Source organism: Spongiibacter pelagi, assembly GCF_014705705.1.
Lineage (GTDB): Bacteria > Pseudomonadota > Gammaproteobacteria > Pseudomonadales > Spongiibacteraceae > Spongiibacter > Spongiibacter pelagi.
In genome coordinates, this window is sequence record NZ_JACXLD010000008.1 from 33728 (window position 1) to 47587 (window position 13860).

Annotated in this window: 15 protein-coding genes; 9 read left to right on the forward strand and 6 right to left on the reverse strand. The window is 50.5% G+C overall.

All coding sequences use genetic code 11. The annotated features are described in order from the left end of the window. The first annotated feature begins 34 nt into the window (after positions 1 to 34). The 8 genes from IB286_RS12865 (at position 35) to IB286_RS12900 (ending at position 8509) form a co-directional block, all read left to right on the forward strand. The gene (locus IB286_RS12865; protein ID WP_190766206.1) at positions 35 to 1066 is read left to right on the forward strand and encodes an ABC transporter permease subunit; all 1032 of its coding nucleotides are present in this window, start codon (positions 35 to 37) and stop codon (positions 1064 to 1066) included. Further along, entirely contained in the window at positions 1063 to 2118 is a 1056-nt protein-coding gene (locus IB286_RS12870) for an ABC transporter permease (RefSeq protein ID WP_223826386.1), read from the forward strand. Before IB286_RS12865 ends, IB286_RS12870 begins: the two co-directional genes overlap by 4 nt. Further along, a complete protein-coding gene (locus IB286_RS12875; RefSeq protein WP_190766208.1) occupies positions 2111 to 3940 on the forward strand; it encodes an extracellular solute-binding protein in 1830 nt (609 codons plus the stop codon). Before IB286_RS12870 ends, IB286_RS12875 begins: the two co-directional genes overlap by 8 nt. Further along, a complete protein-coding gene (locus IB286_RS12880) occupies positions 3937 to 5019 on the forward strand; it encodes an ABC transporter ATP-binding protein (RefSeq protein WP_317889762.1) in 1083 nt (360 codons plus the stop codon). The genes IB286_RS12875 and IB286_RS12880 overlap by 4 nt, the downstream gene beginning before the upstream one ends. Next, a complete protein-coding gene (locus IB286_RS12885) occupies positions 5012 to 5806 on the forward strand; it encodes an ABC transporter ATP-binding protein (RefSeq protein ID WP_190766210.1) in 795 nt (264 codons plus the stop codon). Before IB286_RS12880 ends, IB286_RS12885 begins: the two co-directional genes overlap by 8 nt. 67 nt (positions 5807 to 5873) lie before the next feature. After that, entirely contained in the window at positions 5874 to 6758 is an 885-nt protein-coding gene (locus tag IB286_RS12890; RefSeq protein WP_190766212.1) for a tyrosine-protein phosphatase, read from the forward strand. Positions 6759 to 6766: 8 nt separating this feature from the next. Next, positions 6767 to 7963, forward strand: a complete 1197-nt coding sequence (locus tag IB286_RS12895; protein WP_190766214.1) for a methyltransferase — start codon at positions 6767 to 6769, stop codon at positions 7961 to 7963. A gap of 69 nt (positions 7964 to 8032) precedes the next feature. After that, positions 8033 to 8509 (forward strand): low molecular weight protein-tyrosine-phosphatase, encoded by a 477-nt coding sequence (locus tag IB286_RS12900; RefSeq protein WP_190766217.1) that lies wholly within the window; start codon positions 8033 to 8035, stop codon positions 8507 to 8509. Positions 8510 to 8518: 9 nt separating this feature from the next. Here IB286_RS12900 and rlmD read toward each other — a convergent pair whose 3' ends face one another. Both rlmD and IB286_RS12910 read right to left on the reverse strand, forming a co-directional pair. Next, the gene (gene rlmD, locus IB286_RS12905; RefSeq protein ID WP_190766219.1) at positions 8519 to 9931 is read right to left on the reverse strand and encodes a 23S rRNA (uracil(1939)-C(5))-methyltransferase RlmD; all 1413 of its coding nucleotides are present in this window, start codon (positions 9929 to 9931) and stop codon (positions 8519 to 8521) included. Then, the gene (locus IB286_RS12910; protein ID WP_190766220.1) at positions 9928 to 10206 is read right to left on the reverse strand and encodes a hypothetical protein; all 279 of its coding nucleotides are present in this window, start codon (positions 10204 to 10206) and stop codon (positions 9928 to 9930) included. The genes rlmD and IB286_RS12910 overlap by 4 nt, the downstream gene beginning before the upstream one ends. Before the next feature lie 149 nt (positions 10207 to 10355). Here IB286_RS12910 and IB286_RS12915 point away from each other — a divergent pair, with 149 nt between their 5' ends. Next, the gene (locus IB286_RS12915; protein WP_190766222.1) at positions 10356 to 11432 is read left to right on the forward strand and encodes a 3-deoxy-7-phosphoheptulonate synthase; all 1077 of its coding nucleotides are present in this window, start codon (positions 10356 to 10358) and stop codon (positions 11430 to 11432) included. 1 nt (position 11433) lies between these two features. On the opposite strand, the gene IB286_RS12920 is transcribed toward IB286_RS12915, so the two are convergent. From IB286_RS12920 to nfuA, 4 genes are read right to left on the reverse strand one after another with little or no spacing between them, the layout of a single operon-like run. After that, positions 11434 to 12162 (reverse strand): endonuclease/exonuclease/phosphatase family protein, encoded by a 729-nt coding sequence (locus IB286_RS12920; protein WP_190766224.1) that lies wholly within the window; start codon positions 12160 to 12162, stop codon positions 11434 to 11436. A 30-nt stretch (positions 12163 to 12192) separates the two neighbouring features. Beyond that, positions 12193 to 12693: a YchJ family protein gene (locus tag IB286_RS12925; RefSeq protein ID WP_190766226.1), complete on the reverse strand. Its 501-nt coding sequence runs from the start codon at positions 12691 to 12693 to the stop codon at positions 12193 to 12195. Position 12694: 1 nt separating this feature from the next. Beyond that, the gene (locus IB286_RS12930; protein ID WP_190766228.1) at positions 12695 to 13186 is read right to left on the reverse strand and encodes an acyl-CoA thioesterase; all 492 of its coding nucleotides are present in this window, start codon (positions 13184 to 13186) and stop codon (positions 12695 to 12697) included. Positions 13187 to 13199: 13 nt separating this feature from the next. Then, positions 13200 to 13808, reverse strand: a complete 609-nt coding sequence (nfuA, locus tag IB286_RS12935; protein ID WP_223826387.1) for a Fe-S biogenesis protein NfuA — start codon at positions 13806 to 13808, stop codon at positions 13200 to 13202. Between the last annotated feature and the right edge of the window lie 52 nt (positions 13809 to 13860).

Below are 13860 nucleotides of genomic sequence, written 5' to 3' on the forward strand. Positions count from 1 at the left end.
TCAATCACTTCCCGTTTTCTAATATTGAGCGAGCATGGTCGGGTATTTTCTACGTCGTTTACTTTTGGTCATCCCGACCTTCATCGGTATCTCCCTGCTGGTTTTTACCATTACCCGTGTCGTACCCGGCGGCCCTATTGAGCGCTTGATGACCCAAGCTCAACTCGGCGGCGAAACCGGGGGGCTTACGCGTAGCCAAAGCAGTGGCAGCACCCTTTCTGACGAGCAAATGGAAGAATTAAAGCATTACTACGGCTTTGATAAGCCACTGCTCGCCGGCTATGCTGAATGGCTTGGCAAGGTCATTCAATTTGATCTCGGCACGTCTACCCGCTACCAAGATCCGGTGTGGGACATTATCAAAGAGCGATTTCCGGTTTCGATTTTTTATGGCCTCAGCACCATGATTCTCACTTATCTGGTGTGTATTCCGCTGGGTATTTTCAAGGGCATGTATCACGGCAGCCGCTTTGACAGTCTCTCTTCTGCGGTGGTCTTTCTCGGCTACGCACTGCCAAGTTATGTCATTGGTATTGCGCTGATCTCCGCCTTTGCCGGTTATTTTGATTGGTTTCCGCTGGGTGGCTTTGTCAGCGATGATTTTGCCGAGTTTGGTTTTTGGCAAAAAACCACCGATATTTTTCATCATGCCGTGCTGCCGCTAATCGCCTATCTCGCCGGCAGTTTTGCCGTAACAACGTTGATGATGAAAAACGCATTAATGGACAATATGTCGGCGGATTATATGCGCACCGCCACGGCCAAAGGTTTAATGCGCGGCGAAGCCATTCGCGGCCACGCACTGCGCAATAGTTTGATCCCTATTGCCACGTCCTTTGGCAATAATATTTCGCTGCTGATCAGTGGTTCCTTCCTGATTGAAACCATATTCAATATCGACGGCATTGGTCTATTAGGCTACGAAGCGGTCATTGAGCGCGACTATCCCATTGTGATGGGCATACTGGTGATCTCCTCCATTCTTTATCTGGTCGGCAATATTCTGTCCGATATTTGTGTGGCCTTAGTTGATCCCAGAATTCGATTTGGGGAGAGCCGCACATGATCTCCCTGCTTTCTAATCCGGTCAGTCAAAAGCGCTGGCGTCGTTTTCGGCAATCCCGTCGCGGCTTTGCCTCTGCCTGTATTTTGCTGTTGCTTACCCTGCTCAGTATTGGCGCGGAGCTTTTGGCCAGTAACCGTGCCTTGATTGTTTACTACCAAGGTCATCTTCATTTCCCAACTTATGGCTCGGTTATCAGTGGTCGCGAATTTGGCCTAGATTACGATTACGAAACCAATTACCGCGATCTTCAAACCAGCTTTGCCGCCGCGCCAGAAGACAATAACTGGCTGATCATGCCGCTAATTCCTTTTAGCCCGCTGGAATCAGATTTGATTGCCGGTGACTTTCCACCCCATGCGCCTTCGGTTTCTAGCAAACATTATCTTGGCACCGATACCAGCGGCAGAGATGTACTGGCCAGACTGATTTATGGTTTTAGAACCGCCCTGCTGTTCTCGGTTTGCCTGCTGATTTTTAACTATATTGTCGGCGTGGCCATTGGCTGTTTGATGGGCTATTGGGGCGGACGATTCGATTTGTTTTTTCAACGGGTCATCGAAATCTGGTCAAATATTCCGTTTCTGTACGTGATTATGATTGTCGCCTCCGTCATCACGCCGGGCTTTTGGACACTGTTACTGATCATGGCGTTTTTCGGCTGGACTGGCATGACTTGGTATATGCGTACCGCCGCCTACAAAGAAGCCTCTCGGGATTATGTCATGGCTGCACGCGCACTTGGAGCCAGCGGCAGCCGTATTATGTTCCGCCATATTTTGCCCAATAGTGTGTCTACCCTTGTGACCTTTGTGCCGTTCTCCGTGGCTTCTGGGATTACCTCATTAACAGCGCTGGACTACCTTGGCTTTGGCCTGCCCTCACCCACCCCAAGCTGGGGAGAGCTGTTAAAACAAGGCACAGAAAACATGGAATCCATCTGGATGGTTGGTGCCGTAGTCACCGCCATGACCGTTATTTTGATGTTGGTGGCGTTTATCGGTGAAGCAATTCGCGATGCTTATGACCCCAAGCAGTTCAGCTACTATGAATAAGTTTTTATCGCTATTAATTAAACCCATTTTGCTTATCGCTCTAGTACTGCTAAGCGCTGCGGCCTTTGCTGTCGAACACAGCGCTCAATTGCCCGACACACTGCCAGAAAACCTAAACTGGCAAACCAATAATAAAGATCCCATCTTTGCCGACCCAAATGCCCTGCGTGGCGGTCGCTTTCGCAGCTTTATTACCAGCTTTCCCTTAACGCTAAGACTGGTCGGCCCCGACTCCAATGGCAGCTTTGCCGGTTATATGCGCGCCAATAATTTGAGTTTGGTTGGCATTCATCCCAACACCCTCAACCCGATTCCCGAGCTGGCAAGCCACTGGGCTTTTGGTAGTGACGGTCGCAGCATCTACTACCGACTCGATCCCGATGCGCGCTGGTCAGACGGTCGCCCAGTGACCGCTGATGATTATTTATTTGCCATGGAGTTTATGCGCTCAAAATATATTTTGGCGCCTTGGTATAACAACTATTATCAGGAAATTATTGCCGACCTGGTGAAATACGATGAGCACACCATCGGCATCCTCGGCGCCGTTGCCAAACCCCAAGATGAAATGCTGTTTGAATACAGTATTTCTCCGGTTCCAGCCCATGCTCACAAGCTCGATGAAAACTGGGTGCGCGAGAGCAACTGGAAAATTGCTCCCAATACCGGCCCCTATCAAATCAGCGAAATTCGCAAAGGGAAATATATTGAATTTGCCCGCAAAAAGGATTGGTGGGGCAATAACAAACAGTACTTTAAATACCGCTATAACCCCGATTTTGTTCGTATCAAGCTGATCCGCGATTTAAATATCGCCTATCAGTATTTTCGCAAAGGCGAGCTGGATACCTTCCCGCTGATTCAGCCCCGGCTTTGGCATAAGAAAGCCCAAGGCCGCATATACGATCATGGTTATGTGGGTAAAATTAAATTTTATAACGATGTTCCACAGCCAATTTCCGGTTTGTTTCTCAATGAGGATTCACCGCCCTTAAACGATCGTCGGGTGCGCTATGCCCTCGCTCATTCACTCAATATAGAGCGCGTTATCAATACCGTTTTACACGGCGATTACGAACGCCTGCAAACCGCCCACGATGGTTATGGGGACTACAGCAACCCCAATATCCATGCCCGCCCCTTCAATATTGATCTTGCCAATAAGCTGCTGGACGAGGCCGGTTGGGATACGCGCAATGCCGAGGGCATTCGTACAAAAGACGGACAAACACTGGAGATCCGCATCACTTATTACAGTGCGGCCCATAATGACCGCTTGGTGATACTCGCGCAGGAAGCTCAAAAAACCGGGTTTAAACTGGATTTGCAATTATTAGATCCATCAGCCGCTTTCAAACAAATACTGGAAAACAAACACCAAGCGGCGTGGATGGCATGGTCGGGTGGTGGTCTGTCGCCGCGTTACTGGGAGTTTTATCACTCAGAAAATGCCCACAAGCCCCAGACCAATAACATTACCAATACTGACAATCCGGAAATGGACAGCAAAATAGAAGCCTACCGCAAGGCAACCAGCAAGACTGAACGCGTTGCACTCGCTCATGAGCTGGAACAGCTGGTGTACGAACAGGGCTCATTTATTCCTACCTTCAAAGTGCCCTATACCCGTGAGGCGTTTTGGCGCTGGATTAAACTACCCGCTGAATATGGCACTCGAACCAGCGATAGCTTGTTTTCGGTGATGGGCGAAGGTCTGTTCTGGATAGACGAAACCGACAAACAACTTACCCTTGAGGCTCGCGAGCACAACGAGCTGCTAGCCCCCATCAATCTTGAAGACAGCCGCTGGAGAACGCCGTGAGTAGTATCGTGAACCGCTCACCGGAAAAGGCACAAGCCAAGCCTGACGCGTGCCTGTCAGTAAGCCGACTTTGCGTCAGTATTCGCGACCCTGAACAGCGCGATACCAAGGGCCGTCCGTTGAGTAGCGAAATGGTGAGTGACGTGAGCTTCACTATTGCCGCCGGACAAACCTTGGGGCTGGTTGGCGAATCAGGCTGCGGCAAAAGCCTTACCGCCATGGCCATTGTCGATCTTCTGCCCAAGCCACAGGTCTATCAAAGTGGCGGTGAAATCAGCTTTAACGGTCAGCGCATCGACAGCAACGATCCCAAAGCGCTCAAGGCCTTACGCGGCAAAAAAGTGGCGGTTATTTTTCAAGACCCAATGACTGCACTGAATCCGGTACAACGAACCGGGCAGCAAATTGAAGAAGTGCTGAAACTGCATTTTCCTAAAATGGACAAATCGCAGCGACGGCAGCGCAGTATTCAACTATTGAACGATGTTGGCATCCCTTCACCGGAAAATAGAATAGACGCCTACCCTCACCAGTTTTCAGGAGGAATGCGCCAGCGATTAATGATCGCCATGGCCCTCGCAGGTGAGCCGGATTTACTCATCGCCGACGAACCCACTACCGCGTTGGATGTCACTATCCAGGCCCAAATCGTTGCTTTGTTAAAAAAGCTTCAACAAGAACGAAACATGGCCATGCTGTTTATCACCCATGATTTAGCTTTAGTCTCACAAGTTAGCGACCATGTCGTGGTGATGTACGCCGGTAAAATTGTCGAACAACAGGACGTACCACATATTTTCTCGCAACCGCGCCACCCCTATACCAAAGGTTTAATAGCAGCGCTTCCCGCTGCCGTAGCCCGAGCACCCAAAACAAAACTGGATGCCATGCCGGGACAAGTTCCCAGCATAGATGCCATGCCTACCGGCTGTCGTTTTGCCAATCGTTGCGAATATGCCAATGAGCGCTGTGAGCAAGAGGCCCCTGAACTGACCGCCCACGAAACCGGAGAAATTAGCTGTCACCACTGGCAAACGATTAACGAGGCAAGCACATCAGGAGTGTCGAAAAATGTCTGACGCCCTGCTTGAAGTGAAAGAACTTCACCTGCACTACCCACTAAAAAAGCGGCATTTGCTGGACAAGCCCAGTGCATTTAAAGCCGTTAATGGCGTCAGCTTGTTTGTAAATCCCGGTGAAACGCTAGGTTTGGTTGGCGAATCTGGCTGTGGCAAGAGTAGTCTGGGCAAGGCGATTCTGAATTTACAGACACCAACGGCGGGCGAAGTGTGGTTTCAAAAAACGGACATCAGCAAGTTATCTAACCGTGAAATGCGCCCTATTCGGCGCGACTTGCAAATGATTTTTCAGGATCCCTACGAATCCCTGAACAGTCGTCACACGGTCAGTAGTATTCTGGAAGAACCCCTGATTATTCATAGCTTGGGCGACCGTAATCAGCGCCGCAAAACCGTGAGCGCCTTGTTAGATCAAGTCGGCTTGCCCCAGTCTGCGGCCAATAAATATCCCCATGAATTTTCCGGCGGACAACGGCAACGTATTGGTATAGCTCGCGCCATTGCCTTACAGCCCAAATTATTAATTTGCGATGAACCGGTTTCGGCGCTGGACGTTTCAGTGCAGGCACAAATCCTGAATTTATTAATGGATATTCAACAAGACATGGGGCTAGCCATGTTGTTTATTTCCCACGACCTGTCCGTTGTGCGCCATATGAGCGACCGCATTGCCGTTATGCATCAAGGCCAGATTGTAGAAACCGGCAATGCCGAAGATATTTACTGCCAGCCACAACATGACTATACGCGTCTGCTATTGGACTCCATCCCGCAAATCGCACAGTGAAGTCCGCCGAAGGCACTGAAATGTCAGTAGAATAGCAGGCGCCCCAACCGCATAAAAAAGTAGAACGATGAGCTATAGAGAACTTTCCAAAAGCCTGCATGATGTTGCTATTGCCAGCGGAGTTGAAGACGCCGATCAGCGGCCTATTCCCTGCCAACTGCCCTCCGCGCAACGGGACGCACTGCGAAAACTGCCCTTTGAAAAAATGCACAATTTCAGAGAATTGGGCGGATTGCAAAGCGCCGATGGCCGTCGCCTACGCTGGGGAATGATCTACCGCTCTGACAAGATCAGTGGCTTATCCGAGATGGATAAACGCTATCTCGATCGGCTGCAATTATCCCGCATTGTGGATTTTCGTTCTGATGAAGAGCGACACGACGCTCCCCATAGCCTGCCGGATAACAGCGTTATTCATATTGAGGCCTTGCCAATCAGCGTTGAAGCGGCAGAAATCGACAAGATGGTCGCCAGCCTAAAGTGCGAAGACACTACCGTTGAAGATATGTCCCGCTATTTAATCAATGCTAATCGCGAGATGGTGGAGCAATTTACCCCCGTTTACCGTCAGTGGATGCAGGATTTACTCAATCCCGACCACTATCCGCAAGTGTTTCATTGCACGGCGGGTAAAGATCGCACCGGACTTGCCGCCGCCTTATTACTGACGGCCTTAGACGTGCCCAAGGCAACAATTATGGATGACTATATGGCCACCAATCACTACACCGCCGCACGGATTAACGCGGTAGCCAATGCCATTCATTCCAGCAGCATGTTTCAAGTGAATGAAGATGTGATCAAAGTGCTGTTTAGCGTACAAGCACAGTTTATCGAAGCCGCCTTTGACAGCATGAAACAACTCTACGGCAGCATTGATGCGTATTTGGAAATGGGCCTTAGCTTTGGCTCCCAGCAACGCCAGCAATTGCAATCACTATTGCTGGAATAAGCTGGGCAATGGGAAAAAGACCCTTTAAGTCGCGGCAGCAATCAAAACCAAACCATGCTGCCGCGACCGCTAACACGCTATGTGAATCAGCCTTTGGCTCATTTACTCTGCAGCGCCGTCCACGCCGAAAAAATGAAGTCCTTCAAGCTTGGGACAATGCCGACCTTTATCTTCTGAATCGTTTGCAAGAACTTCAGCCCAGCGTAGATAACCGTATTCTTCTCGTTAACGACAGCTTTGGTGCACTCGCCCTAGCGCTAGCGGATTACCAATGCGTAAGCTGGGGAGATTCCGCAGTTAGCCAACTCGCCACCCAGGAAAATGCCGAGGAAAATCAGCTCTCACTGCCGTCATTTTTAGCCATGACCGAGCGCCCCAAGGCCGGTTTTGATTTTATTCTCTACCGCCTGCCCCGCAGTCATTCGCTAATGCGTTATCAACTACAAGCACTACAGGGTTTATGCAAATGTCCTGAGCGGGTATTAATTGGTGGTATGGCAAAATACATCACCGCCGCCACAGTGGAGATGTGCAGCCAAAATTTGGGCGTAGCGAGCACCTCATTGGCATGGAAAAAAGCGCGATTAATTCAGCTTAGCGAGTTTATTTCTGCGTCCATCGAGGAAGATCGCCAACGGGCAGAATTTCCTGAAATTGGTCTTACGCTGATAAATCGTGCCAATGTTTTCTCCCGAGGTAAGCTCGATCAAGGCAGCCGCTTACTGCTCAGCATCCTGCCTGAGTTAGAGGCCCCGTTAAATCCGCCCCAGGCGGTAGCCGATTTAGGTTGCGGCAATGGTCTATTGGGAATATCGGCTGCGAAACAGTGGCCGCAAGCGGATATTCATTTTTTTGACGACTCGTTTATGGCCATTGATAGCGCAAGGGAGAATTGCGCACTTAATGGTATTCTCACCGACCACAGACAGCTAAATTTCAGTGTTGACGACTGTATGAGCGATTATCGTGGACTCGGTTTTGATCTTGTGCTCTGCAACCCCCCATTTCACCAAGAGCAGCAAATGGGCGACCATATTGCCAAGCAGATGTTTGCTCACGCTAAACAGCACCTGCGCAGCGACGGTAAATTATGCGTGGTCGGCAATCGTCATTTAGGCTATCACCTGCAGTTAAAACGCCATTTTTCCAAAGTCACACAACTCGCCGCTAACGCGAAATTTGTTGTGTTGCTCGCCGAAAAATAAACACACTCCGTTAGGCGTATTTTCGATTTTCACAGCGGACGCTAGGCTGGGAAAAATTGAGGAAATCCCGTGCCCATACATATTGTTTTTGTCTGCTTAGGAAATATCTGCCGCTCCCCCGCTGCCCAAGGGATTATGGAGCAGCGACTGCTGGAAACCGGTTTATCGACCCAGGTGAGTGTCGATTCCTGCGGCACCGCCGCATTTAATATCGGCAAATCCCCTGACCCCAGAAGTATTGCCGCATCGGCCCGAGCCGGTTACCAGATTGCGCATCAAATAGCGCGGCAAATAGACGATGAGGATTACCGCAAGGCCGATTATCTGATTGCCATGGATCGCGCCAATCTCAGCCAAATCGAGGCATGGGCGCCAAAGGACTTTGCAGGGCAAATCGCGCTTTTTAAATCCTTTGCGCCCAATGGCGGGCACAGCCAAATTGCCGACCCCTTCTACGATGACAATGCCTTTGACCAGACCATTGAGGAATTGGAAGTGGCCGCCGATGGCTTGCTCGCCCATTTAAGGACGCAGCATTCGCTCTAAGCGGGTCGCTCAATCCCGGCTCAATAAAACCATGGCTTCCTGGTGGTGGGTTTGCGGGAACATATCCGCCGCTTTCACGGCTTTAATCTTGAAACCACCTCGAGAAAGAATCTCCAAATCTCGTTGCAAACTGGCTGGGGAGCAGGAAACGTAAACCAGTTTTTGCAGATCGCGCGACTGGGCGATCTCTTCGCAAAGCTGTTTCGCACCCGCTCTTGGCGGATCTAATACGGCCTTACTGATACCGCGCAGTGAGGGCGTTTGCTTGGCGTCGAATAAATCGCAACATAGGTAATCAATCGCAAGCTCATAAAAATCTGCTTGTTTAACCGCCCGCGCAATCATATCTGCACCCAAATCAAAGCTGCGTACCGCTGCGCCTTTAGCCGCTATCGGCAAACTGAAATTGCCAAGACCGCAGAAAAAATCAGCAATAGTCTCTCCCGCCTCTGGATTTAACCACTCACAAACCGTGGCAATCATGGCGTGATTCACCAGCGGATTCACTTGGGTAAAATCTGCTGGCGTAAAGGCCAGTGCTAGATTTTCGGTCAATTGATACTGCAGTGCGGAATCACCTGCTGATTCTTGATACTCGCTCAGCTCGGATTTACCCGCATCATCCTCAATATCAAATAGGCAAAGATTTTCAGGTAGCTCTGATGATAAACGGGCCACCCAACGCTTATCGGGACGACTGCCCTTTTTGCCAAACGACTGTACCCGAAACAAAACTCCCACGGGCGTTTCAGTGATTGGGCTAAATGTCGCGACTGATTCACTGAGCAAACATTCCAGCGACACCGTGTCTGGCACGTTTTCAGAAATTAGGCTTTTTAGCTGTTGGATAGTTTGGTTTAAAGGGTCTGACAGCAAGGGGCATTGCTCAATCGCGACCACATCCTTGGCATTAGCGGCACGAAAGCCAAATTTTCCGCGGCTATAGGCCAAGCGCGCGCGGTGGCGGTAGGCAAAAAATGGCGATTCAATCACCTCTAGCTCGCCATCAAATCCCGCTGCTCTTACCCGCCGCTGGAGCTGTTCGTGTTTAATTTTCGCTTGCTTGGGCTCGGCTAAATGCTGCAACTGGCAACCGCCACAACGACCGAAATACTCGCAGCTCGGCTGCGCCCGGTCAGGTGAGGCCTCAATAACCGAGACTAATTCCGCCTCATCATGCCGGCGAAAACGCCCTTGAATTTTGACTTCAACCTGCTCACCCGGCAAGGCACCAGCGATAAATACCGGCCGATCTTTATGGCGAGCCACGCCAGCGCCCTGCTCGCTTAAGCCCTCAATCAACAGCTGCAAGGTTTCGGGTTCAGCTACAGAGTGGTCTTTTCCCGGTTCAGCATTCTTCTGACTGCGATGATGTTTATGCCGAGTGGCTTTAAAAATTTGGGGGCCGCCGCGCCGCTTCATGGCCGAGCACCGTTTATGGCTTTGCTTTGCTGGGGCAAAAAGCGCTGGTATTGACCAAGGCAGCGCTGATTGCGCTCACGAAGATCGATTTTTTCAGCCTCATTTTGAGGGCGGGCGCGCAGAAGTTGTTCGCAGCTCATACCGTCAAAGGGGCTAATAGATTCTGCTCTCGCAGAGGGCGACCATTTCACAACAGGTAGTTCATCTTCCGCTGATTCAGCGAAAGCCAAAACAGCAAAGCTGGAAGCGGCTAAAAAAAGGCAAAAACGGCTCATAGGTACTCTGTATCAAATCAATAGCTTATTTTAACTGCCAATTCGGGCGATGGCATATTATCTTTGATGCTCAATCGGTTAGAATGACCGGCTAATTATTTCAGGCCTGCCCTTAGCGGCGGCCATTGGTGAGTTTGTTTGGAAGTCCTATGTCTCAAAACGTGATTGATAACGTCAATGTTGAAGCCCAAGAGGTTTTGGTAACTCCGGCTAATCTTAAAGCGGCTTTGCCAATGAGCGACAAAGCGGAAGCGCTGGTTGCGGCCTCACGTCAAACCGTACGCGATATTCTCGATGGCAAGGATCACCGCATGTTTGTGGTGGTGGGCCCCTGCTCTATTCACGATGTCGATGCGGCCATGGATTACGCCAGCCGTCTGAAAAAGCTGGCCGATGACGTGCAGGACACGCTAGTTATTATTATGCGGGTGTATTTTGAAAAACCTCGCACCACAGTTGGTTGGAAAGGCCTGATTAACGATCCACATTTGAATGACACCTTCAAAATTGAAGAAGGTCTGCACATCGGTCGCAAACTATTGCTGGATATCTGCGAGCTGGGTCTGCCTACGTCAACCGAAGCCCTTGATCCGATTTCGCCACAATACCTGCAAGACTTCATTGCCTGGTCAGCGATCGGCGCTCGTACAACCGAGTCGCAAACGCACCGCGAAATGGCCAGCGGCTTGTCTTCTGCCGTGGGTTTCAAAAACGGCACCGATGGCAACTTAGAAGTCGCCATTAATGCAATTGGCTCGGCGGTAAACCCACACCGTTTTCTAGGCATCAACGGCGAAGGTCAAGTAGCCGTGATTCATACCACTGGCAACCGCTACGCCCACATTGTTTTGCGCGGCGGCAGCAATGGCCCCAACTACGATTCGGTTCATATCAAGCTGTGTGAGGCCGAGTTGGCCAAGGCCGGCATTCCACTGAATATTATGGTGGATTGCAGTCACGCCAACTCCAACAAACAACCCGAGCTGCAACCGCTTGTTATAGAAAACGTTACAAATCAAGTAATTGAAGGGAACTCTTCAATTGTTGGGTTAATGATTGAAAGCCATATCAATGCCGGCAATCAGAAGATCCCAGCCGATTTGAGCCAGTTGAAATACGGTGTTTCAGTTACCGATGGCTGTATTGCCTGGGATACCACTGAAACCGCTCTGCGCACCATGCGCGATAAATTGGTCGATGTATTACCCAAGCGCAACCGCGGTTAATTCATTCGCTGGTCAGAGCCAGCTCGACAAATAACGGACAGTGATCCGACAGATTACGCCAAGGCTCCCCTTTCAGGACCTTGGCGTTTTTCACTTCTAGCCCCCGCAAATACATTCTATCCAAGCGCAGCAAAGGGCGATTAGCGGGAAAACTGCGCGCCGGCTTGCCGCGCTTTTCGGTAAACGCCTCCCTAAAACCGGCCTTTATAAAGCGCCGCTGCAGGCTCAAATTCCAGTCGTTAAAGTCACCGGCAATAATAAGTGGCGCATCAGCTGGGATATTTCGCTCAATCACGTCCATCAGCATCTGAAACTGCCGGCGACGCTCCCAGCCCAGCAAGCCGAAATGCAAGCAAATCAGATAAACGCCATTCTCTATTTCGGTGAGCAATACCCCGCGCTGCGAAGGCGCGATAAGGGAAACATTGTGATTAGATTGGGAGCAAACATGCCATTTACTGAGAATGGCATTGCCGTGATGGCCATGTTGGTAAATCGCATTGCGACCATAGGCGTAGTGGGGCCACACTTGATCAGCAAGATATTCAAACTGACTCTCATCGATCCAGTCGTCTAGCTTTTCGGCATGGCGCTGATTTTCGCCGACCACTTCCTGTAAAAACACCAGATCAGCGTCGACATCGCGAATACTGTCGCGAATCTCATTGAGTAGAAAACGACGATTGCGGGCGCAAAATCCCTTATGAACGTTATAGGAAAGAACCCGCATAGAGCATACCTCTATTATGACGATTTAACGCTAGGCGCTCTCAACCCCGTCATGGGAGCATTTTTTCAGCTTTATACCACTACCGCACCAGCAAGCATCATTTCGCCCCAATTTAATCGGCGGCAAAATCTCACCATCGCGATAATACCAAGCGCCGTCAAGTCGGTGGAATCGCGAATTTTCATGCAGTTGGTCTGGCATAGCACTCGCGCTAGAACCCCCGCCATAAAATGCAAGAAACTCGACCTCGCCATAGTCATCACCCGGCCCACCGGCTTGGGTTTTGAGAATGCGTAAACTGCGCCACTGCCCCTCTTGGCAACTGGCTTCAAGTGCGGCCAAGGTTTCCGCTTCGCGCCGCTCAGGATGCAAACTATCCAGTAGATATTGAGGGTAATTACGACTAAACGCCGTGTAGCGAGAACGCATCAAGGCCTCTGCCGAGGGCGCAAGACGCACTCCTTCCACTATCGGCTGGCAGCAATCGCTAAATAAACGCGTGCTGCCGCAGGCGCAAAGCTGTTCCGACATACTATGCAGGAATTAGCGCAGGGTCGGTGGGTTGCCAGCCTTCTGGCAGGGGCGAAGAGATTCGAGTTTCGGTATCAAAGCGCACCAGCACGACGGTACAGGTCGTGACACAGACATTATTCGCAAAAATACGGTGCTGCAGGGTGAAACTTTTGCGCCCCACATCAGAACACCAGGTATCCACGACTACTTCGTCTTCAAAGCAAATTTCACGCAAGTAGTCGATTTTCATACTGGCGACGACGTTCCACGGATACTCGCCGTCCTGTCGTACGCGGCGCGCATAATCCACACGAGCCATATCAAAATACTGTGCGTAGACACTATTGGAAACGTGATTCAGCGGATCAAGATCACTGAAACGAACCTGAATACAAGTACGGGTATAGGGTAATTGATACATAGTGAAATCTCTGAGCATTGATCCGCCAAGGGTATGCAGCGGGCCAGAAAACAGGGAAAAGTGAGCCTGCCAGATGACAGGCTCAGGCATAGCTAAAGCAGATTTACTTAAAGTAAGCGTTGTCGGTATTGCTATGGTCGGTCATATCGCGCACACCGCTCAGCTCGGGAATTTGCTCGAGCAGAGTTTTCTCCACGCCTTCTTTTAGCGTGACATCAGCCATGCCGCAACCCTGGCAACCGCCGCCAAATTTCAAAATAGCGGTTTTGTCTTCGGTCACCTCGACCAGCGAAACTTCGCCACCATGAGCAGCCAGCGAGGGGTTCACTTCGTTGTAAAGCACATAGTTAATGCGATCTTCAATGGGGCTGTCGTCACTCACGCGAGGCAAACGAGCATTGGGCGCTTTAATGGTTAATTGGCCGCCCATGCGATCCTTGGAGTAGTCAATCAGCGCATCTTCCAGAAAAGGCACGCTGCGACTTTCAAAGTACGCATTAAATTTGGGATAGGCGATCTGCACATCACTGTCATTGCCATCACCTTCGCGGCAGTAGGCAATGCACGTTTCCGCCTTTGGTGTGCCGGGCTGAGTGATAAACACGCGCACGCCAATGACATCGTCCTGCTTGCCCAGCAGCTCAGCTAAATAATCCTGAGCAGAGTCGGTAATGGTCATTTTCACCACGGATGCGGCATTGGATTCGGACATAAAAACCTCAGTTCCTGCAGCCCTTGCGTCAAAAGCTTTCGATGCCAAGGGC